The organism is Methylosinus sp. LW4 (assembly GCF_000379125.1).
In the GTDB taxonomy this organism is placed as follows: domain Bacteria; phylum Pseudomonadota; class Alphaproteobacteria; order Rhizobiales; family Beijerinckiaceae; genus Methylosinus.
Window position 1 is genome coordinate 1,496,726 of the sequence record NZ_KB900626.1, and the last position, 25,046, is coordinate 1,521,771.

A 25,046-nucleotide genomic window follows, 5' to 3' on the forward strand; every position below is an offset into this window, starting at 1 on the left:
GGGAGGGGCGGCGGAGCGTAGTCCGCCACCGCCCCTCGTCGCCCGTCAGCGAACCAGCAGCTCATATTCTATGTCTTGGACCATGCGCCCATAATCCATCGCGGTATGCTTGTAGCGCCCACCGAATTTCAGCGTGTGACGTCCCGGCGCGAGCGAATGCAGCATCAGCCAAAAGCCGTCTGACGCCGCCGGATAGCCGTCGATGGGCGCCCCGCTGGTCGGAACTCGGGCGAAAATGTCGAAACAATCCGCAGTTCGAATGCGATGCGCCTCGGAGATAGGGTAAGGCGCTCCATCGAGCTCCGCGAACAGCTCGATCGCCGTGTCGTTATTGACGGCCGCGGCCTTTTGCGCTTGCGAGCAACTCATCCCGAGCATGCCCGGTCGCCTCCAGAAAGCCATGTTCACGAGCGGAAAGAATATCGGCGTCCCCGTCGGCACGACACAACTTCGCCGCAGCTTCGACGAACCAAACCCTCCCGCCAGAAACCAAACGTCGGCCTGCTGCCCGAGGGCGCAGCGCGCGCCGGTCGTATCGGCCACCGGCCCATTGTCGCCATGCATCATGGCCCATTGCCACCAGCGCGCCGTCAATTCCGGGGTCGGCGCCTGTCCCGAGGGCGGCCCCCACGGCGCCGCCGCGGCCTGCATGGCCGAAAACAAGAACAGAATAAAACTGCGAATGAAATTTCCGGCCATCGCCGCCTCCGTTGGCCATTGGAAGTCACGGCGCGGCCGCCGCCGATCCGGTGTCTGCGTTCCATCGACTCGAAACATTGACTGCGCCATACGCCACTATAAACATTGGAGTAGGAAGCGCGAATGGCGACTTCGACGATTATTGCTCTCGAGGAATTGCACAATGAAAGCGGCGATCATGCTGGTTTGCACACTCATGCTATGCCTCCCGGCGCTGTCCCAGCCGCTCTCCGGGGGCGCGAGCAAGACCGACCAAAATCTAGAAATTTGGAAACGTGAGGTTTTTCGTCGGATCGAGGATCACGCGCCACGATTGAATTTGGGATATGCGCGGACGACGGTGGAGTTTCGGGTCGATCGCTCCGGGCGCGTCTATGATGTCAAAGTCCAGCGCGCCAATGACGCCCAAGCGCTCATCATCGCGAGCATGATGTCGTCGCTCGAGGTGCCGCCGCCTCCCCGATCGGCCGGCGCCGGCTGCTGCTGGCTCTCGCTGAACGTCTCCTTCCATTGACGGCGCCGTCTCGCCCTCGAAGGCGCTTCGCGCCATTTTCGACCGCGAGACCGATCGGAGACCACGCCAATGGACATCCCCCCTTTCGACCCCGCCATCGCCGCGGGAGTCGCCCTCTCGACCGCCGTGACGGACGCCGTCTATGTGTTCTTCAACGCAGCGGTTTCCGAACGCCGTCGCGTCGCCGCAGCGAGCTGGAGCAGCGTGTGGTATCTGCTCTCCGCTTTCGCGGTCATCAGCTACACATCCAACTGGGCCTATGTGCTGTTCGCCGCGCTCGGCGCCTGGATCGGCGGGTTTTTGTCGATCACCGCCCTCAATCGCGTCGCCCCGCCGCGAGGCGCGCTCGGCGCCGCGAGAAATGACCGAAACGAATGACGGGAAAACCGGCCGGCGCTCGACGAAATCACTCACCTTATTGACCGCGCAACGCGTTCGGATATTCATAGATCACAAGGCGCGGGCGGCGAATTTCCAGGCGCTATGTTTCGTTCGAGGACCGAATTTATGAAAGCGGCGGCGTTTTTTTCGGCCTTTCTGCTCGTTCTCGCCCAACCGGCGACAGCCCAATCGATCTTCGACGGGCTCGGCGGAACAGGAGACCCTGCACGGGACGCCGCCTCGGCGGAATATGAGCAATGGAAGAGGACGATCGCCCGTCAGGCGAAAGAGCACACCTCGCGCCTCTGGCTCGGACATGGGTCTGTGACCGTACATTTCTGCGTCGACGCCGCCGGCCGAGTGGCCGATGCGAATGTCGTGAAAGCCAGCAATAACGAGCAGGCGCTCCTCGCCTTGAGCACGATTTCGTCGCTCAAATTGCCGCCTCCCCCGGCCTCGGCCCGCAAGGCGGCCGGCGGCAAATGCCACTTATTCTCGCAGAGCTTCTTCTATCCTTGAGCCCGGCGGACGGGAGGCCACGCATCATGTATCGAGCGATCATCGTATTTTGTCTGATCGGCGCGTCGCCGGCGGCCTTGGCGCAATCCCTCTTCGGCCCCTCGGAGCGGCCCACTCTGGCCGCCTGCATGGCGACCCCGGAGAACAAGGCCTGGATACAGACCGTCACCCAGCAGCTCCGCGAGCGCGCGCCGAAGCTCAATCTGGGACGTGGAACAGTGACCATCAAGTTCCACGTCGATTTCAGAGGCCATGTCACCAGAGCCTCTTTCGCGAACTACGACAATAACGCCCGCGCGCTGGTCGCGGCGGGCATGATCACCTCGCTGAAGCTGCCGCCGCCGCCATTCGACATGGAAACCGACTGCCGCGACTTCGAGCAGACCTTCCGCTTCCATTGACCGCTGGCAGGCGCCGCTGGCGAGCCGCCCCCGACCGCCCGATCGGAATTGGCGGCCACAATGCCGAGCGGGAGGCGGCCAACGCCGAGCCTGCGCCGGCTCGCCGCAGTTGGAATGAAATTTGATCGCGAAAGGCGTAACAACCGTTGTCCATAACGGCGCTTTTCGACGTACGGGAGAGGCGCAGAGCGCGTTTACGCCACATTCGGCCCATATTCGGGCCGTCCTTGGAGCGAGACTATGTCTCGAATCGAACGCGCGGCCGCCAAAACGGCCGAGGTCGAGGCCGATCGGATGAACATGAGCGCGAAACCGACCCTACGCAGCTTTCTCGCCGTCGCCGCCATTGTCGCGGCGTCGGGGGCGTCGGCGGCCCCTTCCGTCGTCATCGACGTCGCCAGCGGCCAGGTCCTCGAGCAGGAGCAGGCGACCCAGAGCTGGTATCCCGCCTCGCTGACCAAGCTGATGACCGTCTATGTGGCGCTGGACGCGGTGCGCTCCGGCCGCATTCAATATGACACGCCGATGATCGTGTCGCCCCGCGCGCTCTCCATGGCGCCGTCGAAAATGGGCTTTCCGGTCGGCTCGGAGGTGACGCTGCGCAATGCGCTGGTCATGCTGATGGTTAAATCCGCCAATGACATAGCCGTCACCATTGCGGAGGGCGTCTCCGGCTCGGTGGAGGCCTTCGCCGATGAGATGAACCGCGCCTCGGCCAAGCTCGGCATGCGCGAATCCTATTGGGCCAATCCCAACGGCCTGCCGGACGACCGGCAAGTGACCTCGGCGCGCGATCTCGCCATTCTCGGCCGCGCGCTGCTGACGGAGTTTCCCGAATCCGCGGGCTTTTTCAACATAGGCGCGATGCAGCTCGGCCGGCAGATCCATCCGACGCACAATGGCCTGCTCGGCCGTTATCCGGGCGCGGATGGCATGAAGACCGGCTTCACCTGCCCGGCCGGCTATAATCTCGTCGCCAGCGCCACCCATGGCGGGCAGAAGCTCATCGCCGTGGTGCTCGGCGCGCCGACGGCGGCCGCCCGCACGGCCAAGGCGGCCTCGCTGCTGGACCGCGCCTTCATGACCGGCTCGCCTTCGGGCTCGGCGACGTCCCTGCCGACCTTCGGCGTCGGCCAGGCGCCGGACATGCGCGACAGCGTGTGCCGCCATCGCGGCAAGGCCAACGCCGAATATATGGCCGAGGTCGAGGATATGAATGTCGCCATTCCGCGCGAGAACGGCTCGACCGATCAGGTGAACGTCAAGACCATCGCCGCCCTGCCCCGCGCGCGCTTCGAGCCGACGCCTGTTTATCTCGGTCGCGCTCCCGGCTATGAGGGGCCGGTCGCCGGCGTGCGCGATCCTGGAACGCCGGTCGGCTCGCCCTCGACCGTCACCGCCTACGCCCATGAGCCGCCGGCCGCCGCCGCCTCGCCGATAAGCCGCCCCGCGCCCGATGCGCTCTCCATGCGCCATGGCCGCAAGGCGGCGGCAAAGGCCGCGCATGCGCCGGCGCAGAAGAAGACAGCCAAGGCGAAAGCGCCGCCGCAGGAGGACGCCGCCATCGAGGCGGAGGCGACGGAAAAGCCCGCGAAGACGGCGAAGCCCGCGCACGCCAAGCCAGCGCAGGGCAAGCCGGCGCAAGGCAAGAATGTCGCCGCCAAAACATCGGCGAAGGCTCCCGCCAAAGCTCCGGCGAAGGCCCCGGCCGCCAAGGCGGCGGCGAAGGCTCCGGGCAAGAGCGTCTCCGCCAAGAACGATAAGCATGCGATCGGCGATCACGCCCCGCCGCGCCAAGACAATGAGCAGTGATTCGCCAATGACCGAGCGTTCCGAGCCGCGTCGTCCGCCGCCGCCCATTCCGCTGACGATCCTCACCGGCTTTCTGGGCGCCGGCAAGACGTCTCTGCTCAATCGCCTGCTCGCCTCGCCGGAGCTCGCCGACACGCTCGTGCTCATCAATGAGTTCGGCGAGGTCGGCATAGATCATCTGCTGGTCGAGAATGTCGAAGGCGACATGATCGTCATGAGCTCAGGCTGCATCTGCTGCTCGATCCGCGGCGATCTCGTCGCGGCGCTCGAGGACGCGCTGCGCAAGCTCGACAATGGCCGCATTCGCCCGTTCCGGCGCGTCGTGCTGGAGACGACAGGGCTCGCCGATCCGGCGCCTATTCTCCACACCATCATGTCGCATCCCTATCTCGCGCTGCGCTATCGGCTGGACGGCGTGGTCACGCTGGTCGACGCTGTGAATGGCGCCGCGACGCTGGACGCGCATGAGGAGGCGGTGAAGCAGGCCGCCGTCGCCGATCGGCTGGTCATCGCCAAGACTGACCTCCCCGAGGGCGCCGCCCGGCTAGAGGCGCTCGATCAGCGCCTGGCGCGGCTCAATCCGGCGGCGCGCCGGCTCATCGCCGCGGCGGGAGAGGCGAGCCCCGCCGCTCTGCTCGACTGCGGGCTCTATGACGCCTCCGGCAAGATTCCGCAGGTCGCCAAATGGCTGAACGACGAGGCGGTCGCGGCGGCGCACGAGGCGCATCACCATCATCACGATCACGATCATCACGATCATGACCACCACGGTCATACGCATCAGGACGTGAATCGTCACGACGCGCATATTCGCGCCTTCTGCGTCACGAGCGACGCGCCGCTCGGCCCGCAGGCTTTCGACATGTTCGTCGAGATATTGCGGCAGGCGCATGGTCCGCATCTCTTGCGCGTGAAGGGAATCGTCGGCCTCACCGACGATCTCGAGCGGCCCGTGGCCGTGCATGGCGTGCAGCACGTCTTCCATCCGCCGCATCGCCTCGCCGCCTGGCCGGACGCCGATCGACGCACGCGGCTCGTCTTCATCGTCAAGGATTTGGACCCGTCCTTCGTCGAGAAGCTCTACGCCGCCGTCGCGGGAATTCCGGCGCCGGACACGCCGGACGCCGCCGCGCTGCAGGATAATCCGCTTGCCCCCAAAAACGCCGGCCTGCTAGGCTGACGCGGGGCAAGCATCGGAATCGCGCGTCATGAGCAAATTCTTCGCATCGATCGAGCCGCAGCATCGCGACTTCATCGAGAAGCAGAAGCTCTTCTTCGTCGCCTCCGCCGCGCCCGCCTCGCGCGTGAACGTCTCGCCCAAGAGCGCCGATACGCTGCGCCTCATCGACGAGCGGACCGCCGTCTATATCGACCGCACCGGCAGCGGCAATGAGACGGCGGCGCATATGCGAGCAGACGGGCGCCTCACCTTCATGTTCTGCGCGCTCGACGGCGCGCCGCTGATCCTGCGCCTCTATGGCCGCGGCCGGGCGCTGGCGCGCGGCGGCGCGGAGTATGCGCGGCTGCTGCGCTCCGCCTTCGGCGGGACGGAGCCGCCGGGCGCACGGCAGATGATCCTGATCGACGTCCAATCCGTGCAGACGTCCTGCGGCTTCGCCGTGCCGCTCTATGATTACGCCGGCGAGCGCGACGGGCTCGACCGCTGGGCCGTGTCGAAAGGCGAGCAGGCGCTCGACGCCTATCGCCGGGAAAAGAACCAGCAGAGCATAGACGGGCTGCCCACCGGCCTGTTCGAGAATGAAGATCTGGTCGCCGAATAGGCGCGAGGCGAAACTCACATGACGAATTCGACTGCGACGCACGCCGGCGAGACCGGCGTGAAAGCCTTGACGCTCGGCGCCCTCGGCGTCGTTTTCGGCGACATCGGCACCAGCCCCCTCTACACGATCAAGACGGCGATGGACTGGTCCGGCGGGCATGTGGGCGCCGAGACAGCGCTCGGCATGTTGTCGCTGATCGTCTGGACCTTGATCATCGTCACCTCGATCAAATATGTCGCCGTCATCATGCGCGCCGACAATGACGGCGAGGGCGGCATTCTCGCGCTCATGTCTCTGCTCGGCATGAAGCACGGGCGCCATCCGGCGATCATCGCGATCGGAATGCTGGGCGCGGCGCTGCTGTTCGGCGATGGCGCGATCACGCCGGCGATCTCGGTGCTGAGCGCGCTCGAGGGGCTGAAGGCGCCCCTGCCCGCGCTCGCGCCCTATGTGGTCCCGCTCTCCATCGTCGTGCTCATCGGCCTGTTCGCCCTGCAGCCGCAGGGCACGGAGCGCATCTCGCGCCTCTTCGGCCCGGTGATGGCGCTCTGGTTCGTCTCGATAGCGATCCTCGGCGCGCGCGGCGTGGTCGCGCATCCGAGCGTTCTCGCCGCCGTCGATCCGCGCGTCGGGCTGCATTATCTCTTCACCCATGGCTTCGAGGGATTTCTGCTGCTCGGCGCCGTGTTTCTCTGCGCCACCGGCGCCGAGGCGCTCTATGCGGATATGGGCCATTTCGGGCGGCGACCCATTCGCCTCGCCTGGTACGGGCTGGTGCTGCCGTCGCTCGTCCTCGTCTACGCCGGCCAGACGGCGCTGCTCGTCGAGGGCTCCGTGACGGAGAATCCTTTCTTCGATCTCTGCCCTGCCCCGCTGCAATTGCCGCTGGTCGCTCTGGCCACCGTCGCCACCGTCATCGCGAGCCAGGCCATCGTCACCGGCGCTTTCTCCATGGCGCGGCAGGCGATCCAGCTCGGCCTGTCGCCGCGCCTCGCCATCACGCAGACCTCGGCGCAGAGCTACGGCCAGATCTATGTCGGCTTCGTCAATTGGACGCTGATGGCGCTCACTCTGGTCCTCACCCTCGCCTTTCGTTCCTCGGAGAATCTCGCGGCCGCCTTCGGCATCGCGGTCTCGCTGACCATGCTGCTGACGACGGCGCTGATGTTCATCGCCATGCGCTCAATCTGGCGCTGGAGCCTGCCGCTCGCCCTTTTGGTCGGCGGCCTGTTTCTCGTCGTGGACGTCGCCTTCGTCGCCGCCAATCTCATCAAATTCTTCGAGGGCGGCTGGATTCCTCTCGTCGTCGCCGCCATCCTCTTCTTCCTGATGAGCTGCTGGAGCGAGGGCTTCGAGGCCATGCGCAAGGCGCTCGAGCGCGACACGTTTCCGATCGCCGATTTCGTCGCCAAATTCCACGGCAAGCCGCGCGTCGACGGCGTCGCCGTCTATCTGACCAGCCGCACAGACGTCGTGCCGGTCGCGCTGCTGCATAATCTCAAGCACAATAAGGTCCTGCATGAGCATATCGTGCTGCTGCATGTGGCCACCGCCAACACGCCGCGCGCCGATCGCGCACGGCGCGTCGAGACCCAGTCCCTCGACGATCATTTCTATGCGATGGAGCTGAACTACGGCTTCATGGAGCAGCCGAACATTCCCTGCGCCTTGATGCTCGACACCATATCGAGCCCGCTGACCTTCAATATGATGAACACCTCCTTCTTCGTCGGCCGGCTCACCGTGACGCCGCTCGGGCGCTCGCGCTGGCGGAGGCTGCGCATCCACATTTTCCAATTCATGCACCGTAACGCGCTGCCGGCGACGGAATTTTTCCAAATCCCCTCCGGCCGCGTCGTCGAGCTCGGCGGCCAAGTCGAGGTCTGAGCCATGCTGGGGCGCGCCGCCGGCCTCATCGGCAGCCTAGGCGCGCGCCTGCTCGACATCGTCTATCCGCCCGTCTGCCTCGTCTGCCGCCGGGCGGTGGCGAGCCATGGCGCGCTCTGCCCGCGCTGCTGGGGCGAGATGGGCTTTATCGAGCAGCCCTATTGCGAGCGGCTGGGCACGCCCTTCGAGCGCGATTTCGGCCCCGGCATGATCTCGCTGGAGGCCGCCGCCGATCCGCCCGTCTTCACGCGGGCGCGAGCCGTCGTGCGCTATGACAGCGACCGCGCCCGCAGCCTCGCCCACAGGCTGAAATATTACGATCGGCTGGAACTCGCCGAGCCGCTCGGCCGCTGGATGGCGCGCGCCGGCGCCGAGATCCTTTCGGACGCCGATCTGCTGGTTCCCATACCGCTGCACAGAATGCGGCTGCTGTCGCGGCGCTTCAACCAATCGGCGGCGCTCGCCCATGTGATCGCGCGAGAGAGCGCCGTTCCGGTGGAGGCGCTGGCGCTGGAGCGCGTGAAGCCGACGCCGCCGCAAGTGGGGCTGACGCGCGGCCAGCGCGCGGCGAACATGCAGGGCGCCTTCCGCCTGCGCGAGGAGAAAAAGCCAGAAATCGAAGGCCGCAACATCGTGCTCGTCGACGATGTGCTGACCTCCGGCGCGACGGCCAACGCCGCGGCCCGCGTCTTGCTGCGGGCGCGGGCGACGCGCGTCGACGTGCTGGTCTACGCCCGCGTCGTCGGCCAGAGCTGAAGCGAAGGCCTCCGTTGCAGCCATGCGCCGGAAGCGCTTATAAGAGCGCGCGAAAGGTCACGGAACCGTCATGCCGCAGATCGTCATCTACACCACGAGAACCTGCCCCTATTGCCGCGCCGCCAAGCAGCTGCTCGACGTGAAAGGCGCAGCCTATGAAGAGATTTCCGTCGACGGCGACGCGCAAAAGCGCGCCGAGATGAGCCGGCTGGCCGAAGGCCGGACCACTGTGCCGCAGATTTTCATCGACGGCCGGCCGATCGGCGGCTGCGACGATCTCTACGCTCTGGACGGCGCCGGCGAGCTCGACCCGCTGCTCGCCGCGGGCGAGCCGGCGCCGTGATCCTCTACCGGCTGATCTGCTCGGAAGGACATGAATTCGAAAGCTGGTTTCGCGACAGCGAAGCCTATGACGCGCAAGCCGCCGCGGGGGCTGTCAGCTGCCCTTTCTGTCATTCGACGCAGGTCGCCAAGGCGATCATGGCCCCACATGTCGCCCGCCGCTCGTCACGCGAGCGTGAGCGCGAGGCGAGCCTCCCCGCTCTGCTGGACGAGCGCCATGCGGCGCTGCGGGCGATGATCCAGGAGCTACGCCAAAATGTCGTCGCCGCGACGGAAGACGTCGGCGACCGCTTCCCCGACGAGGCGCGGCGGATGCAGGACGGCGAGGCCGAGAACCGCCCCATTCGCGGACGCGCCAGCTTCGAGGAAGCCAAGGCGCTGCTCGAGGAGGGCATAGAAATCCTGCCGCTCCCCGGCCCGCCCGACGACAGCCACTGAGGCTCTTCCTCGACGAATAGCGCCGCGGGCGCTTCTCTATGTCGAGCGCCGCTGAAATTCCGTCATATCCCAATGAATAATCTGCACTTTCTCTTTGAGAATACGACTCTTATCCCTTTGAGCCGGGCTTTGCGAAACACCGAGACGCGAAGCCGAGCTCGAGGAGAAAAACATGAGTCTAACGACAGAAGCAGCCGGCAAAGCCGGCGCGACCGACAGCGCCGACGTCGTCATCGTCGATCTGAAGCCAATGTGGATCGCCGCCGGCGGACTCGTCGCCTTCTATCTGTTCATTCGAATCTATGAGCAGATTTATGGCTGGCGCGCCGGTCTCGACTCCTTCGCCCCGGAATTCCAGACCTATTGGCTGACGATGCTCTGGACCGAGATTCCGCTGGAGCTGATCACCGGCCTCGGCCTCGCCGGCTATTTGTGGAAGACGCGCACGCGCGACATGGCGGCGCTGAGCACGCGCGAAGAATTGCGCCGCTGGGTGTGCCTCGCGCAATGGCTCGTCGTCTATGGCATAGCGATCTACTTCGGCGCGAGCTTCTTCACGGAACAAGACGGCACCTGGCACATGACGGTGATCCGCGACACCGACTTCACGCCCAGCCATATCATCGAGTTCTATCTGAGCTATCCGATCTACTCGATCGTCGGCGTCGGCTCGTTCTTCTACGCCAAGACCAGGCTGCCCTATTTCTCCAAGGGCTATTCGCTGGCCTTTCTGATCCTGACGATCGGCCCGTTCATGATCATTCCGAATGTCGGACTGAACGAATGGGGCCACACTTTCTGGTTCATGGAGGAGCTGTTCGTCGCTCCCTTGCACTGGGGCTTCGTGTTCTTCGGCTGGATGGCGCTCGCCGTGTTCGGCGTGACCGCGCAAATTCTGCTGAACATGAAACGCCTGCTCGGCGAAGACGGCGTGAAGGCGATCATCGACTGACGCGCCCGACAGCATCCGACGCCAAGCAGCCGCCCCTCGATCGAGGGGCGGCTCGTTCGCTTTCAATTTCGTCTGATTGCCTCTCGGGCCGCTGATTCTCGCGGCGACGCCGTTATAGGGCGGAAATGGCCGAGAGCCGACGCCAGCGAAGCGAGCCACAGCTTTCACGAAATTCCCGCGACCGTCGCGCTATGGCAAATCGCCTGGCTCAGATCTCGAGCCACCGTGCGACAGTGCAGAATTTCTTAGGCGGGGATGGTGCCCAGGGGCGGAATCGAACCACCGACACTGCGATTTTCAGTCGCATGCTCTACCAACTGAGCTACCTGGGCCTGGGCGCCTCGCGACGCCGAGAGCGGGCTTATAGAAAGTGCCGCCGGCCTTGTCTAGACCCCAAAAGCGGATTTCTCACGAGCTCGCGCAAAACCGCAGGCGCGGCCGCTGTCGCCGAGCCCGCGCACGCACGAAACCGCGAGAGGAACCGGGCCGGCCCTTCCCGTCCTGCATGACATCATCGAGACGCGCTCACCATCTCGCCGCGCGCGCCGACTCTAATGGATCATCGTCCCATTGGTGGCGGCGCCGCTTTTGCCTGAAAGGTCCACGCGCATTCTTCGCGCGATCCATTGTCCCGATCAGAGACATCGTATCGACCGCCGTATCATAATGTCCCATAGGCGCCAGAGGAGTGAGAGCGCTTAGATCACTCGATCGAATCTCACTCATTATTTCGAGATCGAACGAATAGACGCCAAGTCGTTGACGGACACATATAAATAATAATCGAGCGATTTCACATTAACTGTTCTTGTAAAAAAATAACTTTACGAGAGCGCAAGCGAACACGTAAAAATGTATACAGCGAGAGGAAGAGACATTCACCTCGATTATCCGACCATCCTCACTGATAATGCTTGTATTTGAAGACGTAATTAGCCCCTAGCCCGTCGATTGTGATTGTACCGACGAGCGCCCTGGAACCACAAGGGAAGAGTATGCGCGTCGCGGTCGTGCACGATTGGCTCTATGTCCTCGGCGGCGCCGAACGCGTCCTCGGCGAAATTTTGCAATGCTATCCGCAAGCGCATGTCTTTTCGCTCTTCGACGTTCTCCCGCCCGCGGATCGCGCCGTCATCGGCATCGGCCGCGAGACGACCAGCTTTCTGCAAAGCGCGCCTTTCGTCGGCACGCATCACCGCTTGTATCTGCCGTTGATGCCATTGGCGATCGAGCAGTTCGATCTCTCCGCCTACGACCTCGTCATCTCCAGCAGCTTCGCCGCCGCCAAAGGCGTGCTGACGGGCCCGGATCAAATTCACATTTCCTATGTGCATTCGCCGATGCGATATGCATGGGACATGCAGCATCAATATTTGCGCGACAATGGCTTCGAGAAAGGGATCAAGGGAGCGGTCGCCCGCATGCTGCTTCATTATCTGCGCATCTGGGATACGCGCACGGCGAATGGGCCGGACGTCATCGTCGCCAATTCGCAATTCGTCGCACGGCGCATAAAGAAATCCTATGGGCGCAAAGCAAAAGTGATCTACCCGCCCGTCGCGCTCGGCGGAGGGCAGGACGTCTCGCGTCGCCCCTATTTTCTCACCGCCAGCCGGCTCGTGCCCTACAAGAATGTCGATGCGATCGTGAAGGCCTTCGGCGAGCTCGAAGATCTTCAGCTGATCGTCGCGGGAGACGGCCCCGAAGCCGCGCGCCTGCGCAGCATCGCGACCGACAATGTCTCCTTCGAAGGCTTCGTCAGCGATGAGCGGCTTCGATATCTGATGGCCTCGGCGCGCGCTTTCATTTTCGCCGCCGAGGAGGATTTCGGCATCGTCGTCGTCGAGGCCATGTCCGAAGGAACGCCGGTGCTGGCGCTCGATCGCGGCGGCGCGCGAGAATCGGTGTCGGCGCGGGAGCCTCGCTCGGGAATGTTTTTCGCGAATGCGACGCCGGCGGAGATCGCCGATTGCCTTCGCAGATTTGTGGCGGAAGAAGATCAATTTTCGCGCATGGCTTGCCGAAGGCGCGCGCAGAATTTTTCAGCAGAGCGCTTTCGCCGAGAGTTCAAAGATCTCGTGGAACGAACGATCGCCGAGCGCGAGCGCGGCAAGGAAACGGATTGGACGCCCGCATGGCCTATGACAATCTAGGCGCAGCCGTTTCCGATCTGGAGGCGCGGCGCGCGACGAGCATCGCCGTCGCCCCGGGACATGGCCTGCTCGCCGCGCTGTGGCGACGCAAGACGATATTCTCGGCGATTTTCATCACGATTCTCGGCGCTGTCGTCGCGGCGCTGCTGTTGCTGCCGGTTCAGTATATGGCGACGGGCTCGGTGATCGTCGCCGAGCAGGAGCCCGGCGACAATAATTCATCCGCCGTCTGGGCGCAGAAGGCCGGCGATCCCGCCGATATGGAGAGTCAGCTTCTCATCATCGGCTCGTCGCGCGTGCTGAAGGCGGCGACCGCCTCGCCCGGCGTTCTCGAATTGGCGCTGCAGGATTGCGCGGCGGGCAAAGGGATCGGCGCATTGCTGGAAAAGCTCGGCCGGCGCTCCGGCTGCGACAAGCTGAGCGAGGACGCCGACGCGCTCGTCGAGTTCGTCCGTCCGCGCTATTCCATCGGCAATGTCGGACGATCGCGCGTCATCAGCATTTCCTATCAATCCACTCGGCCGGAGATCGCGCAGAAGATGGCCAATGCGCTGATCTCCGCCTTCCTCGAGGATCAGCGCGCGAATCTGTCGTCCGGGCGCCAGCACGCCGCGGATTGGCTATGGGCCGAGGTGCATCGGCTCGAGACCGAGTTGCGCGACGACGACGGCAAGATTCAAGAATACAAGCGCAAGAAAGGTCTGGCGCGCGGAACCAATGCGCTGATCGATTCCGAACGCCTGACCAGCCTCACGCAGCAGCTCTCCGCCGCCGAGGCCACTCGGGCGGAGGCCTCGGCGCGCTTCAAGGAGATCACCGCGAACAAAGGCAAGGGATTGGCCGACTCGCCCGCCGTGCTGGCGAGCCGCAGCGTTTCCGATCTCAAGCAGCAGCTCACCATGATCGAGATGCGGATCGCTTCCGCGCAGAGCACGCTCGGCGATCGGCACCCGGCCATGCGCGGGCTGGAGCAGGAGCGCGACATCGCGCAGCGACGCCTCGCGGCCGAGATCGCCGGCGTCGCCGCCGCGGCGAAGCGCAATTACGACGCCGCCAACTCGCTCGTCGCCTCGCTGAGAGCCAAGGTGGAGGCCGCTAAGACAGAGGTCGGCGACGCGATGATCGATCAGGGCTCCATAGAGACGCTGGTGCATGGCGTCGATATGAAGAGGCGTCAATATTCGGAACTCTACAAGCGCGCCAGCGAGCTCGACGCCGATCGTCGCGTGCTGAACGGAAGCACGCGCCTCGTTGGCTTGGCCGAGCTGCCCAATCAGCCCTACTTCCCGAAGAAGCTGCCATTCCTCGCGGCGGGATTGACGATGGCCACGCTGCTGGGAGCCACGGCGGCGATATTGCGCGATCGTTTCGACAAGAGCCTGCGCGGCTCGGCCGAGCTGGCCGGTCTCCCCGGCGACGCGCCATGCGTGGAGCTGCCGCATTTTCGCAGCGCGCGCCCCAGGCTTTTCGGCATGCCGGCGCGTCGAGATCGCGCCCTGCCCTCGAAGGCCCTCATCGAGCTCGCAGAGAGCGACGAAGCTGCGCAGCGCGCGCTGTTCGAGATCTATTCGAGCGCGCGCCTCGGCGAGGAAAAGGGATCGCGGCTCATCGCCGTGACCTCGCCCGCGCGCGGCGACGGCAAGACTTTCCTCACTTTGATCCTGGCGCATTTCGCAGCTGCGATGGGGCATCGCGTGCTCATCGTCGAATGCGACCGCGCCAATCCATGCTTCGAGTCCGCGCTCGGCCTCGAGCGCGGGCCTGGCCTGCTCGAGGCGCTGGACTCTACAGCGCCTCTGCGAGACTGCGTGACGGCGACAGACTGGCGAATGCTCGACGCCCTGCCGCTCGGCGCCTCCGCCAAAGCGGCGCCGCCCCAGATCGGCAAGCGCATCGAGACCGTGCTGAAAGCGACGCGCGACTATGATCTCGTGCTGCTCGACTGCCCGCCTGCCGATGCATTGGACGCACGCCTTTTGGCGCGGCGGGCGGATTCGATCCTGCTCTGCGCGCGCGCCGGGCGATGCTCTGCGGAGGAAGCCCTCGCCGCGAGCGAGGGGCTCATCGCGTGCGGCGGGCGGCTGCTCGGCGTCGTCGTCAATATGGCGGAGCGCGACGAGCCGCCTTTCTCGAAGCGATCTTCGCGTGCGACGGCGTGAGGCGGAGATGACGAGTCTCGCTGGCGCCAGAACCGACAACGGCGTCCGCCGCGACGCGGCGCCGAGCGCGCGGGACCATTTGATTGGATGCGCCGCCGCGCTCGCGACATTGCTCATCGCCGGCGCTGTCGGACCTTTTCTCGGCGCGCCCGCCCGCGCGCTCTATGTGCTCGCCTGCGCGTCCGTCGGATGGTGGAGCTGGCGACGCGGCCCCTCGGCTCATGTCGGAGCCGCGCTGCTCTTGTTTCTCTTCACGCCCTTCGTGCGGCGGCTGGTCGACGTCCGCCTCGGCTATGACGCCAGCAGCCTGATGCTGGTGGGACCGCTGGCCTGCCTCATGGCGCCTCTTTCCCAAATGCTCGGCCTCATGACATCGCCGGGCCGGATGCGGCGCATGGAGCCCATGCTCATGGTCATCGCCTGCGTGGTCTATGCGGTGATCCTCACCTTGTTCAAAGGCGAGTGGATGAGCGCCGCGCGAGACGCCGTCAAATGGTTCGCTCCCCTGCTCTACGCCATGCTGCTCGCGGAGACCGCCGACAAGGACGAGATGCTCGCCGCCCTCACCAATGTCTTCGTGATCGCGCTGCCGCTCATCGGCGTCTACGGCGTCGTGCAATATGTCGATCCGCCGGCGTGGGATCGCTATTGGATGCAAAATGCGCCGATCACCTCCATCGGCCAGCCCGTCCCCTATAGCGTGCGCGTCTTCAGCACCATGAACGCCCCCGCTGGCTTTGCCACCTTCACCGCCGCCGGACTCTTGCTGGTCTGGTTTCGCAAGAGCGACTGGCTGTCGCAGATCGCCACGGCGCCTGCTGCGCTCGCGCTGTTTCTCTCGCTCTACCGCACCGCCTGGATTTCGCTCGTCGTCGCCATGCTGTTCTGTGCCTTGTTCCGCGCGACGCGCGGACGCTCCTTCATCATGATGTTCTGCGTCTGCGCGGCGACGATCGTCGCTCTGGTCGCGACGCCCTTCGGCGAGTCGATCAGCGCGCGACTGGCGACCTTCACGGAAGGCAGCCGCGACGGCAGCGCGCGCGAGCGTATCGATCAATATTCCGCATTGTGGAATCTTTCCGACAGCTCGCTGATCGGCGCCGGATTCACCACGGTCGACACGGGCGTCGCCGGCTCGCAGCCGGTCGACGGAATGATCATCGCCTGCTGGCAGTCGATGGGCATCGTCTTCGGCCTCATCTGCCTCTTCGCGCTGGTGTGGGTCGCCGTCTCGGCGATCATCGGCGCGCTGAGCGACGGCGGCGCGGAAAGCGTCATGCTCGGCGCCTTCGGCGCCTTCTTCCTCGTGCAATTGCCGCTCGCCGGCATAGGCTCGGGCGAAGCGGGCTTTCTCTTCTGGACCTTCATGGCGCTCGCGCTCGCCTCCGTCCCGGAGCGCGGATCACGCCAGCGCCTCGACATAGGGCGGCGCCGATGAGCTGGACGCAACGCCTTCGCGGCTCGGCGCCTCCGCTGAGCGCTCCGATCTCGCCCGCCGCGCCGACGCACGCCGCGCCGCGCAAAATGGCCGCGCTGCTGATGCTCGGCGCCCTCGCCAGCAAAATTCTCGGCTTCGCGCGCGAGATATTGATGGCGCAAGTGCTGGGGGCGTCGCTGCTCGCCGACGGCTATCGCGGCGCCGTCACCGTGATCCTGCTGCCCTTGTGCTTTCTGCAGAATGAGAGCGCGCCGGCCATTCTCATCCCCATGCTGCAACATGCCCAGGCGGAAGGGCGCGCCCCTCGCCTGCTCGCCTCGCTCTGCTGCGCGCTGACGCTCGCCGCCATTGCGGTGATGCTCTGCGTGCAGACGCTCGGCGCATGGTGGATCGATCTGATGCTCGGCGGCTTCACGCCCGAGGGCAAGGCGCTGACGCTGAGCTATGTCGAGATCATGAGCTTCGCCATGCCGACCTCCGTGCTGGTGAACACGCTGGCGGCGGGCGAGATCGCGCTCGGCAAGACGCGGCTCTCCAATCTGCGCGCCGGCCTCTTGAATCTGTCGATGATTATAGGTCTCGCGCTCTATGCCGTCGTCGGCTGGTTCGGCGCGCTCGCTTGGCCCTTCACCCTCTCCTTCATCGCCTTGGCGCTGTTCGGCCTCTGGTCGCGCTATCGAGAGCGCACGCTGGACCCGAGCGGCGCGCATCCCGCAATGATCCTCGCCGCCGGACGCGAGTTTCTGTGGCGCCTGCGCCCTTTGCTCGCGCTTCCCTTCGCGGAGCAGACGCAGGTCTGGATCGAGCGCTTGGCGGCCTCGCGAAACGTAACTGGAGCGGTGGCCTCGCTCGACTATTCGCGCACGCTCTCGGACACGGCGCTGCTGCTCATCAGCCAGCCGGTCGGGCTCGCCTATATGTCGAGCTATCGGAAGGACGAGAGCCATCATCAGATCGAAGCCATCGCGCGTCTCATTCTCGCGCTCACCGTCCCGGCCTCCGCCTTCGTCTTCGTCTTCGCATCCGATATCGTCCGGCTGGTGTTTTTCCGCGGAGCTTTCTCCGAGACCGGCCTGCTGCTCGCGAGCGCGACGCTGCGCGGCGTCTCCATCGGCCTCTGGGCCTCGACGCTCGGATGGATTCTCCTGCGGCATCTCAATAGCGAGGGCCGCAATGCGCGGGCGACGCTGATCGTCGTCGGCGCCTATCTCGTCAATATCGTCATCAATGCGCTCGGCGCATGGCTCGCGCCGCCGCTCGGCTTCGGCATGCTGCTGATCGGCCTCGGCGAGAGCGCGCGCAGCCTCACATTGCTGACAGGAACGGCCTTTGCCTTGCCCAATCGCGGGCGAATATTGTCGCTGACATGCATGGCGGCGGCGCCCGGCGCCGCCATGCTGGCGGCCGGATGGATGATCGAGGCGCAAATGAGCGCCCTCGCGCCGCGGCTCCTCGCCGGCGCCGTCGCCTGCGCCCTTTGCACAGCGGCCGGAGCATTCATTCTGCTGCCGCAACTGCACGATGCGAGTCTTTCGAAGCTGCGAATATTGCTCGGAACAGGAGAGGCGCCATGAGTCTCGCGTCGAGCTTGACAGACGTTCTGCCGATGGAGGCGGCGCTGCGACCCATCGGCGCGCTCCTCGACAGGGCGAGAGGCGCGCGCGGCTGTCTGCTCACCTTTCATCGCGCCGCGCCGAGCGCGCTATGGGAGCGGCTGCCCAATCGCAATTTCTATCTCGACCTCGCCTATCTCGATCGTCTGCTCGCATATCTGAAGGCGCAACGCTGGTCGATCGTGACCATGGAAGAGGCGATAGAGCGCGCCGCCGCCGATCGCCCCGGCGACCGCTTTGTGAATTTTTCCGTCGATGATTGCTACCGCGACGCTTTCGAGGAGATCGTCCCGCTGTTTCGTGCGCAAGGAGCGCCGGTGACGCTCTTCGTGACCACGGGCATTCCCGATGGAACAATGTCTTTGTGGCACGCCGGCCTCGAGGACATCATCCTGAGCAAGGACCATATCATTCACGACGGTCGGACGATCGAGGTCGGGACCGCGCAAGAGAAGCGCGCCGCCTATGCGACGATAGAGAGCGCATGGGAAGGACCGCGAGCAGACGCGCTCTATTCGGCCTTTTGCGCGGAAAGTGGATTCAACGAGAGGCGGCTGCGCGAGAAGCACGCCATCTCCTGGGATATGCTGGAATCGCTGGCGCGCGATCCGCTCGTCGAGATCGGCGCGCATACGGTCGATCATCCGCGCGTCTCGGCGCTCGGCGAAGCGGAGGCGCTCGCCGAGCTCGAATCCTGCCGTCGTCGACTGCGCGAGCGGCTCGGCCGAGAGATTCGACATTTCGCCTTTCCCTTCGGCCGCGCGGCCGATGCGGGCGAGCGTGATTTCGCGCTCGCGCATCGCGCCGGCTTTTCCTCGGCGGCGACGACGCGCAAAGGCGTGATGCGGCGCCGGAGCAATGTGTTCAGCCTGCCGCGCAACACGATCAATGGCGGCGCGAAAAGTCTGGCGATGGCCGAGATGCATCTGACCGGCGCGTCCGGCGTCGTCGCGAGGATGCTCGGCCGTGTCTGACCTTCGCAGCGCCCCCTCCCCTCTGCGCGTCGTCTCCATCGCGCATTCCGCCGTCGGCCAGAAGGGCGGACGTCAACGCTACACGCCCCTGCTCCGCCAGAGCGACCTCGATCTGCATCTCGTCGCGCCAAAAAATTGGCGCGAGTTCGGCCGCTCGCTCACCGGCGAGCCTGCCGCCGATCCCGCCATGCAGCTGCATGTGCTACCGATCCTGTTTCCGAGTGCCGGGCCGTTGAACTGGTATCTGCATTTCTATCCGCATCTCCCGCGCCTGCTGCGCAAGGTGCGGCCGCATGTGCTTCATCTATGGGAAGAGCCGTGGAGCATAGTGGCGCTGCAAGCCGCGCTGACGAAACGGGAGGCGGCGCTCGTTCTCGAGGTCGATCAGAATATTCTCAAGACCCTGCCGCCGCCCTTCGAGACCATTCGCCGCTTCGTGTTGAAGAAATGCGCGCATATTCTCGCGCGCAGCCCGGACGCCGAGGCCGTGGTGAGGGCCGGCGGCTATGAGGGCCCGGTCACGATGATCGGCTATGGCGTGGATCAGGACTGCTTCCGTCCCGATGGCGTCGCAGCGCCGCGAGGCGCGGGATTGCGCATCGGCTATGTCGGCCGTCTCGTCGAGGAGAAGGGGCTCGACGATGTGCTGGATGCGATCGCGCGCGCGGAGGCCGGTATCAGCCTCGATCTGATCGGCTCCGGCCCGCATGAAGGCAAATTGCGCGCGCGCGTGGCGCGGCTCGGCCTCGCCGAGCGCGTGAGCTTTCGCAATTGGGCGTCGCCGCATGAGGTCGCGCAATTCATGCGCCGGCTCGACGCGCTGATCTTGTTCACGCGCACCACGCCGCGCGTGCGCGAGCAGTTCGGCCGCGTCATCATCGAGGCGCAGAGCTGCGGCGTGCCGGTGATCGGCTCCACCGGCGGGGCGATACCGGATGTGATCGGCGAAGGCGGATGGGTCGCGCCCGAGCGTGACAGCGCGGCGCTCGCGCGCCTGCTCGACGACATCGCCGCCGGCAATGAAGATGTGCGCGCAAAGTCACGCGCCGCGCTAGAGAATGTCGCGACGCGCTTCACCTATGACGAGGTCGCGCGCACGCTGCGGCGCGCTTGGCTCGAGGCCTATCATGCAACGTCGCTCAGCGCTTAGGCCGCGGAATAAACACCATATAGGTCTCGCCCGGCTGCAGCGCGGCGAAGCGATGCTCCGCCCCCGCCACGGGGACGCGTCGCCGCAGTCCGTCCCAGCCCCACAGCTCTGCGGCGGCGGCCCATTCCGGCAAGGGCACGGTCCATGCGGAGCCCGGCGCGTCGGTCCAGCCCTCGAGATCATGCCAGACGAGCAATCGTCCATTCGGCCCTTCCAGCGTCAGCAGCCCCTTCTCGCGATCGATGGAAACGAAATGCATCGCGCCGGCGATCTCGATCAGATTGCGCAGCACGATAGCGCGCGCCTCCGGACGCCAAGGAGCGGCGCCGGCCGCCATTGCGTAGCTCGGTCCCTCGATCGCGCCAGTGTCGCCGAGATTCCAGGGCATGGCGAAAACCGTCGCGGGCCTGCGCCCGTCGGCGCCGACGACCGACATCTCGTCCCAAAAGGCGGTCAGGAACAGCTTGGCGGCGGTCTCCGGCCGCGCCCAGCCTTCCGATTTCGAGATATTATATTCGGTCGCGTAGAAATTAATGTCGCGCGACAGGCCCATCGCTTTTTTGACGCGATCGAAGCAGCTCTGCGCCGAAAATTGGCGACCGCGAGTCAGCGGAAACCAGCGGAAGTTATAGTAGGTATGCAGATCGACGCCGTCGAGGCGTCCGTCCTCGAGCAATGGCGCAATGGCCGGTCCATAGCCGCGCAGAGTCGCGTCGCCATGCGAGTTGCAAGTGGCGAAGCCGCCGGGAACGACTTTCAGTTCCCGATCGACGCTGTGAACGCCATCGGCCAGCCCTTCCAGCGCCCGCCGATAGTCCTCGCGCGGAATGGTCGCCTGCACATCCGGCTCGTTGATCGCGGTGAAGATGGTCGCGCCCCATCCCTCGATATGATTGGCCTTCGCCCAATCGCCGCCGGGCTGAAAGCGCCGTGCATAAGCGACGCCGGCGATGAACCAATCTCGATACGAGCCGATCGGCTGCGGCGGATCGAGAAACTGATACGAGCCTTCATATTCCAGCAGAATGACCGGCGTTATTCCGCGCTCATAGGCCTCGCGCATGGCGGCGTCGAAATCGCTCGGCGTCGGCTTGCGGTCGAGCGTGCGCCAACCATAGGAATCCATGCGGCCGAGCGGCGCGCCGACTCCGCGCAGCGCCGCATAGATTTGCGCAGAAGGCGCTCCGTGCAGATGCGTCACGAGATTTCCGCCGCCGATGCGCATTCGCAAAGGCGCATCGGGCTCGAAGAGCCGATCCTCGCAAAAGGCGGCCGATGCGACGAAAAGCAGAGTCGCGCACGCTAATCTCACGCAGATTTGTGTCATGGATTTACCAATGAGCTCACGCAATTCACTCGCAATTGTTCAGGTCGTGCAAGAATTCAGCCGAGACGGCGGCGTCGAGACAGTCGCCCTCGAGCTCGCGAAAGCCTTCACGCGCGCCGGAGCGCACAATTGCGTCGTCGCCGCGGTCGTCGCAGACGACGGCGAGACGGCCTCCGAGATAGAGTTCGTCACGCCATGGCTGTCGCGCGTGCCGACTCGCGGCGCCATGCGCCATATCGGCCGGCTCGTCGTCATGCCGATATTCACGCTCGCCGCGACGCTCGCCCTTCAGCGCCGCGCGCGGGCGACGCAGATCATCAGCCATGGCGATTGTCTGCGTGGCGACATTCTCGTCGTCCACGCCGTGAATGCAGAGAGTCTCGCGCAAAAGCGCGAGGCCGGCGATTGGCGCTGGAGGCTCAATCCCATGCATTATTGGGTCGCCTTGCGGGACCGCTGGATGATCGGCGGGCTCCGCTACCGCAAATATGTCGCGGTCTCCGCTCGCGTGCGTAACGAATTGCAATCGCATTACAATGTTCCCGCCGAACGCATACGCATCATCTACAATGGCATCGATCTCCAGCGTTTCCAAGCCTCGGAGGAAGCGCGCGCGCAAATTCGCGGCGAATTCGGAATACCGCCCGACGCCCGGCTGCTGCTGTTCGTCGGACATGAATTTGCGCGCAAAGGCCTCGCGCCGCTCATTGAAGCGCTGGCGCTTCTGGACGAGCGCTATTGGCTGGCCGTGGTCGGCTCCGACAATCCGGCGCGCTATAAAGGCCTCGCCGCGCAGGCCGAGGGACGGCTCTTGTTCTGCGGCGCGCGGCGCGACGTCGCCGCCTTCTACGCCGCGGCCGACGCCTTCGCGCTTCCGACCGCCTATGAGACATTCTCGCTGGTCTGCATGGAGGCGATGGCCGCCGGCCTCCCGGTTTTCGCGACCCGCGTCGGCGGGATCGAAGACTATTTGCGAGACGGCGTGAACGGCTTCACGATCGAGCGGAACGCCAAAAACATTGCCGAGAAGCTGCACTCCGCCTTCGAGGACAAGGAGCGCTTCGCGACATTGCGGGCCGGCGCCCGCTCCACCGCCGAGAGCTTCGGCTGGGACAGCGTCGCGACGAAATATCTCGAATTATTGGAAGAAATGCAAAAGGAAGAGGCGTCCGCCGCCAAACGATAACTTCCGCGTGAGGCCGGCTCGGCGCAGAACTACACAAAGCAGCAACAAATATTCCCCATTGCCCACACAAACGACAGTCGAACCCGCAGAATTTGCGCTTGGTAAATCATTCAACGCGAGCTAGACAACAAAGATGCGGAAAGGTGGACGGCTCTTATGCGGAAGTGGTTGAAGCTGAAGCCGCTCGTGGCGAAATCGGGGGAAATGCAGCACCTCGACGCGCTTCGCTTCCTCGCCTCTCTCGGCATCGTGTTTCACCATTCCAAAGAGTTCATGCTCTCTTCCGCCGCCAATGAGCGCTCGGATGGCTTGGCTCTATTCGTCGACATGTTTTTTATCATATCTGGATATGTCATATCCCATGTGTATTTCGACCACATAGACGACATCGCCTCATATGGGGCCTTTTTGAAGAAGCGCGTTGCGAGACTATTCCCGCTTCATCTGCTCACCCTCGTCGTATCTGCGTTCCTATATGCTGGCTTTTCGGCGCTGCAGCTGCCGAGCCGGCACACGCCATCCTTCAGCCCGCTGTGCATCGCGGATACGGCCCTATTGCTGCACACTCTCATCGAATGTGGAAATCACCAGTATTTCAATGGCGTCAACTGGTCGATCAGCGTCGAGATGATGATGTATATCGGTTTTCCGATCGTCATTTTTCTCGCCCGAAGCGCCGGGCAGAGAGGCGTTCTCGTCATCGCGGCGGCCTGCGCCGCGATCATTTTCGGAGCCGTCCGTCGCTACGGCCTCGATTTCGGCGTTCATGATTGGATCGACTCCGAGAGCTTTCATCCACTTCTGCGCGGCGCTTTCGGCTTCGGCGTCGGCGTGGCGCTCTTCCGGCTCCGGCATTTTCTCGCGCCCATTACGCCGCCTTTCCCGGTTCTCGCCGGTGGCCTGCTGGCGATTTTGGCGGCCATGCTCACCGGGCAATCGCCATTGCTGATCTTGGCTCTGATTGTTTTACTCGTGACGGGCGCGGTCGCGCGCGACGTCCACGCGATCGCGACGCCGAGCCTGATGCGCATCGCTCCGCTCGGACAGCTCACCTATTCGATCTATATGTGGCACAATCTGTTTATTCTGGTCTTGATAAATATCGTCGGCGACAAGCTGATGAAGGGCGGCGGTATCACGATCGCCGCGCTGAGCCTCATCTGCTATTCGTGCATCTTCGCCACGAGCCTGCTGTCGTTTCATCTGTTCGAGACGCCGATGCGACGCGCGATCGATGGAATTTCCATCTTCGGCAAAGCCCGCACGCAGAAGTCGAGCGTCGCGAGCTGAGCACTCTATTAGGCGCGCCGACATCGAGCCGCGCCGCGGCGTCTCGCCGAAAGGCGCTCCAGCAGCCGCTCCCAGCTGTCGAGAGCCACGCGCTTGTCGAACTCTTCCATGCAAAGCCGACGCGCCCTCGCGCCAATGTCTCGGCGCCGGTCCGGGTCCTGCGCGAGCGTCAAAATCCGCGCGGCCAGCTGCTCTCCATCGCCTTGCGGCGACACGCAGCCGAGATCCTCTCGTCTGACGATCCGCGCGATTTCGCCGTCGTCATCGCCGATGAAAATGGTCGGACGACCGGCAGCGGCGACGCCGTAGAATTTGCTCGGCACGATCGAGCCCTCGAGATCGGGCCGCAAGCACACGAGATGCACATCCGCAGCCGACAAACTCTCCGAAAGGCGCTCGCGCGGCTGGTAGGGCGCGAATAAAACGTCCTGCAGCCCCTTGGCGCGCAGCTCCCGCGCGAAGGCGTCGTAGAGCGCGCCTCCCCCTATGAATAGCCAGCGAATTTTCGGATTCGTCGACGAGGCGCCGCTCAGCCGTTCGATCGCGCCCAGCGGAGCGCGATAATCATGCGCGCGCCCGAGATTGCCCGAATAGCCCACGACAAAAGCGCCATCGAGCCCCCATTCCTTCCGCGCCGGATTGTCCTTTGGCGCAATGGGCCGGATCAGCTCGGCGTCGGCCCAATTCGGAATAACGGCGATGCGATCCGACGCCACGCCGAGCGAAGACAGTCGCTCCGCCATTTTTTCGCCCAGCGCCACATTCATCGCCGCCGAGCGCAATGACGCGTTGCGCAGCATGCGAAGCGCGCCATAGACGAAATGCGGAAGCTGGCGCCGGCCGAGCCCTACAGCCTCTGCGACCTCTGGAAACAGATCCTGTATCCAATTGACCAGCAGCGCGCCTCTCCAATGCGCGATTGGCGCGACGACGACGGACAGCATCGGCGGATCGGTTTCCGCGATGATCGTGTCTCCGGCTTGCGCCAATCGCAGGAGCCGCCACGCTGCGGAGAAATAGAAGGTCGCGTAATCGACAGCCCGGCCGATGAGATCGCCGCGGCCGAAATGCGACGTCCACACCCTAAAAACCTCGACCCCGCCGATGACCTCATGAGCCGGCAGGAGATCATTCGGCGCATCATATCGTTGCCGAGACGTGATGACGCGGACATCATGCCCACGCGCGCGCAATCCGAACGCAAGATCGGACAACATCTGGCTCGTCGCCGAATGGTCCGGGTAGAAATAGCGGTTCACGAAAATCAGCATCAC

23 protein-coding genes and 1 tRNA gene are annotated in these 25,046 nt (G+C 64.5%); 20 read left to right on the plus strand and 4 right to left on the minus strand.

The window, feature by feature from the left end:
* Positions 1–45: 45 nt before the first annotated feature.
* A complete protein-coding gene (locus tag METLW4_RS24335; RefSeq protein WP_018265620.1) occupies positions 46–699 on the minus strand; it encodes a hypothetical protein in 654 nt (217 codons plus the stop codon).
* A gap of 313 nt (positions 700–1,012) precedes the next feature.
* On the opposite strand from METLW4_RS24335, the gene METLW4_RS27720 reads away from it, so the two are divergent.
* The 12 genes from METLW4_RS27720 (at position 1,013) to amoC (ending at position 10,482) form a co-directional block, all read left to right on the plus strand.
* The gene (locus METLW4_RS27720; protein WP_157234980.1) at positions 1,013–1,213 is read left to right on the plus strand and encodes a hypothetical protein; all 201 of its coding nucleotides are present in this window, start codon (positions 1,013–1,015) and stop codon (positions 1,211–1,213) included.
* A 69-nt stretch (positions 1,214–1,282) separates the two neighbouring features.
* Positions 1,283–1,591, plus strand: coding sequence for a hypothetical protein (locus tag METLW4_RS0107670; protein WP_018265622.1), 309 nt, complete (start codon positions 1,283–1,285; stop codon positions 1,589–1,591).
* Between the two features lie 129 nt (positions 1,592–1,720).
* Positions 1,721–2,113 (plus strand): energy transducer TonB, encoded by a 393-nt coding sequence (locus tag METLW4_RS0107675; protein ID WP_018265623.1) that lies wholly within the window; start codon positions 1,721–1,723, stop codon positions 2,111–2,113.
* Positions 2,114–2,139: 26 nt separating this feature from the next.
* Entirely contained in the window at positions 2,140–2,514 is a 375-nt protein-coding gene (locus METLW4_RS0107680; RefSeq protein WP_018265624.1) for a hypothetical protein, read from the plus strand.
* A gap of 240 nt (positions 2,515–2,754) precedes the next feature.
* Complete coding sequence (locus METLW4_RS0107685) at positions 2,755–4,326, plus strand: D-alanyl-D-alanine carboxypeptidase family protein (RefSeq protein ID WP_018265625.1); 1,572 nt, start codon at positions 2,755–2,757, stop codon at positions 4,324–4,326.
* Between the two features lie 7 nt (positions 4,327–4,333).
* Entirely contained in the window at positions 4,334–5,506 is a 1,173-nt protein-coding gene (locus tag METLW4_RS0107690) for a CobW family GTP-binding protein (RefSeq protein WP_018265626.1), read from the plus strand.
* A gap of 28 nt (positions 5,507–5,534) precedes the next feature.
* Positions 5,535–6,107, plus strand: coding sequence for a pyridoxamine 5'-phosphate oxidase family protein (locus METLW4_RS0107695; protein ID WP_018265627.1), 573 nt, complete (start codon positions 5,535–5,537; stop codon positions 6,105–6,107).
* Between the two features lie 18 nt (positions 6,108–6,125).
* Positions 6,126–7,994: a potassium transporter Kup gene (locus METLW4_RS0107700; protein WP_018265628.1), complete on the plus strand. Its 1,869-nt coding sequence runs from the start codon at positions 6,126–6,128 to the stop codon at positions 7,992–7,994.
* A gap of 3 nt (positions 7,995–7,997) precedes the next feature.
* A complete protein-coding gene (locus METLW4_RS0107705) occupies positions 7,998–8,750 on the plus strand; it encodes a ComF family protein (RefSeq protein ID WP_018265629.1) in 753 nt (250 codons plus the stop codon).
* Between the two features lie 70 nt (positions 8,751–8,820).
* Entirely contained in the window at positions 8,821–9,093 is a 273-nt protein-coding gene (gene grxC / locus METLW4_RS0107710) for a glutaredoxin 3 (protein WP_018265630.1), read from the plus strand.
* Complete coding sequence (locus METLW4_RS0107715) at positions 9,090–9,530, plus strand: DUF1178 family protein (RefSeq protein ID WP_018265631.1); 441 nt, start codon at positions 9,090–9,092, stop codon at positions 9,528–9,530. Before grxC ends, METLW4_RS0107715 begins: the two co-directional genes overlap by 4 nt.
* Before the next feature lie 172 nt (positions 9,531–9,702).
* A complete protein-coding gene (gene amoC / locus METLW4_RS0107725; protein ID WP_018265633.1) occupies positions 9,703–10,482 on the plus strand; it encodes a bacterial ammonia monooxygenase, subunit AmoC in 780 nt (259 codons plus the stop codon).
* Between the two features lie 256 nt (positions 10,483–10,738).
* Here amoC and METLW4_RS0107730 read toward each other — a convergent pair.
* Positions 10,739–10,814 (minus strand) — tRNA-Phe (locus METLW4_RS0107730).
* Positions 10,815–11,477: 663 nt separating this feature from the next.
* On the opposite strand from METLW4_RS0107730, the gene METLW4_RS24340 reads away from it, so the two are divergent.
* From METLW4_RS24340 to METLW4_RS0107760, 6 genes are read left to right on the plus strand one after another with little or no spacing between them, the layout of a single operon-like run.
* Positions 11,478–12,635, plus strand: coding sequence for a glycosyltransferase (locus tag METLW4_RS24340; RefSeq protein WP_018265634.1), 1,158 nt, complete (start codon positions 11,478–11,480; stop codon positions 12,633–12,635).
* Positions 12,605–14,794, plus strand: a complete 2,190-nt coding sequence (locus tag METLW4_RS24345) for a GumC family protein (RefSeq protein WP_157234982.1) — start codon at positions 12,605–12,607, stop codon at positions 14,792–14,794. The genes METLW4_RS24340 and METLW4_RS24345 overlap by 31 nt, the downstream gene beginning before the upstream one ends.
* Positions 14,795–14,801: 7 nt before the next feature.
* Positions 14,802–16,232: an O-antigen ligase family protein gene (locus METLW4_RS0107745; protein WP_018265636.1), complete on the plus strand. Its 1,431-nt coding sequence runs from the start codon at positions 14,802–14,804 to the stop codon at positions 16,230–16,232.
* The gene (locus METLW4_RS0107750; RefSeq protein ID WP_018265637.1) at positions 16,229–17,806 is read left to right on the plus strand and encodes a lipid II flippase MurJ; all 1,578 of its coding nucleotides are present in this window, start codon (positions 16,229–16,231) and stop codon (positions 17,804–17,806) included. Before METLW4_RS0107745 ends, METLW4_RS0107750 begins: the two co-directional genes overlap by 4 nt.
* A complete protein-coding gene (locus tag METLW4_RS0107755; RefSeq protein ID WP_018265638.1) occupies positions 17,803–18,819 on the plus strand; it encodes a polysaccharide deacetylase family protein in 1,017 nt (338 codons plus the stop codon). Before METLW4_RS0107750 ends, METLW4_RS0107755 begins: the two co-directional genes overlap by 4 nt.
* The gene (locus METLW4_RS0107760; RefSeq protein ID WP_018265639.1) at positions 18,812–19,969 is read left to right on the plus strand and encodes a glycosyltransferase; all 1,158 of its coding nucleotides are present in this window, start codon (positions 18,812–18,814) and stop codon (positions 19,967–19,969) included. The genes METLW4_RS0107755 and METLW4_RS0107760 overlap by 8 nt, the downstream gene beginning before the upstream one ends.
* Here METLW4_RS0107760 and METLW4_RS0107765 read toward each other — a convergent pair.
* Entirely contained in the window at positions 19,959–21,296 is a 1,338-nt protein-coding gene (locus METLW4_RS0107765; protein WP_018265640.1) for a hypothetical protein, read from the minus strand. The two genes, METLW4_RS0107760 and METLW4_RS0107765, sit on opposite strands and share 11 nt — an antisense overlap.
* A gap of 10 nt (positions 21,297–21,306) precedes the next feature.
* On the opposite strand from METLW4_RS0107765, the gene METLW4_RS0107770 reads away from it, so the two are divergent.
* Together METLW4_RS0107770 and METLW4_RS0107775 are read left to right on the plus strand one after the other, a co-directional pair.
* Positions 21,307–22,482 carry a glycosyltransferase family 4 protein gene (locus METLW4_RS0107770; protein ID WP_043332407.1) on the plus strand — a complete coding sequence of 392 codons (1,176 nt, stop codon included), beginning with the start codon at positions 21,307–21,309 and terminating at the stop codon, positions 22,480–22,482.
* 204 nt (positions 22,483–22,686) lie between these two features.
* Entirely contained in the window at positions 22,687–23,772 is a 1,086-nt protein-coding gene (locus METLW4_RS0107775; RefSeq protein WP_026191340.1) for an acyltransferase family protein, read from the plus strand.
* A gap of 8 nt (positions 23,773–23,780) precedes the next feature.
* Here the strand turns inward: METLW4_RS0107775 and METLW4_RS0107780 are convergent, their stop codons facing one another.
* On the minus strand, positions 23,781–25,043 hold the full coding sequence (locus METLW4_RS0107780) for a glycosyltransferase family 4 protein (protein ID WP_018265643.1): 1,263 nt from the start codon (positions 25,041–25,043) through the stop codon (positions 23,781–23,783).
* Positions 25,044–25,046 lie beyond the last annotated feature (3 nt).

Coding starts and splice junctions, on each gene's coding strand:
- METLW4_RS0107775 (WP_026191340.1), top strand. CDS start 22,687: ATGCAGCACCTCGACGCGCTTCGCTTCCTCGCCTCTCTCGGCATCGTG.
- METLW4_RS0107675 (WP_018265623.1), top strand. CDS start 1,721: ATGAAAGCGGCGGCGTTTTTTTCGGCCTTTCTGCTCGTTCTCGCCCAA.
- METLW4_RS0107680 (WP_018265624.1), top strand. CDS start 2,140: ATGTATCGAGCGATCATCGTATTTTGTCTGATCGGCGCGTCGCCGGCG.
- METLW4_RS0107780 (WP_018265643.1), bottom strand. CDS start 25,043: ATGCTGATTTTCGTGAACCGCTATTTCTACCCGGACCATTCGGCGACG.
- METLW4_RS0107745 (WP_018265636.1), top strand. CDS start 14,802: ATGACGAGTCTCGCTGGCGCCAGAACCGACAACGGCGTCCGCCGCGAC.
- METLW4_RS0107750 (WP_018265637.1), top strand. CDS start 16,229: ATGAGCTGGACGCAACGCCTTCGCGGCTCGGCGCCTCCGCTGAGCGCT.
- METLW4_RS0107685 (WP_018265625.1), top strand. CDS start 2,755: ATGTCTCGAATCGAACGCGCGGCCGCCAAAACGGCCGAGGTCGAGGCC.
- METLW4_RS0107705 (WP_018265629.1), top strand. CDS start 7,998: ATGCTGGGGCGCGCCGCCGGCCTCATCGGCAGCCTAGGCGCGCGCCTG.
- METLW4_RS0107690 (WP_018265626.1), top strand. CDS start 4,334: ATGACCGAGCGTTCCGAGCCGCGTCGTCCGCCGCCGCCCATTCCGCTG.
- amoC (WP_018265633.1), top strand. CDS start 9,703: ATGAGTCTAACGACAGAAGCAGCCGGCAAAGCCGGCGCGACCGACAGC.
- METLW4_RS0107700 (WP_018265628.1), top strand. CDS start 6,126: ATGACGAATTCGACTGCGACGCACGCCGGCGAGACCGGCGTGAAAGCC.
- METLW4_RS0107755 (WP_018265638.1), top strand. CDS start 17,803: ATGAGTCTCGCGTCGAGCTTGACAGACGTTCTGCCGATGGAGGCGGCG.
- METLW4_RS0107695 (WP_018265627.1), top strand. CDS start 5,535: ATGAGCAAATTCTTCGCATCGATCGAGCCGCAGCATCGCGACTTCATC.
- METLW4_RS0107770 (WP_043332407.1), top strand. CDS start 21,307: ATGAGCTCACGCAATTCACTCGCAATTGTTCAGGTCGTGCAAGAATTC.
- grxC (WP_018265630.1), top strand. CDS start 8,821: ATGCCGCAGATCGTCATCTACACCACGAGAACCTGCCCCTATTGCCGC.
- METLW4_RS24340 (WP_018265634.1), top strand. CDS start 11,478: ATGCGCGTCGCGGTCGTGCACGATTGGCTCTATGTCCTCGGCGGCGCC.
- METLW4_RS0107765 (WP_018265640.1), bottom strand. CDS start 21,296: ATGACACAAATCTGCGTGAGATTAGCGTGCGCGACTCTGCTTTTCGTC.
- METLW4_RS0107670 (WP_018265622.1), top strand. CDS start 1,283: ATGGACATCCCCCCTTTCGACCCCGCCATCGCCGCGGGAGTCGCCCTC.
- METLW4_RS24335 (WP_018265620.1), bottom strand. CDS start 699: ATGGCCGGAAATTTCATTCGCAGTTTTATTCTGTTCTTGTTTTCGGCC.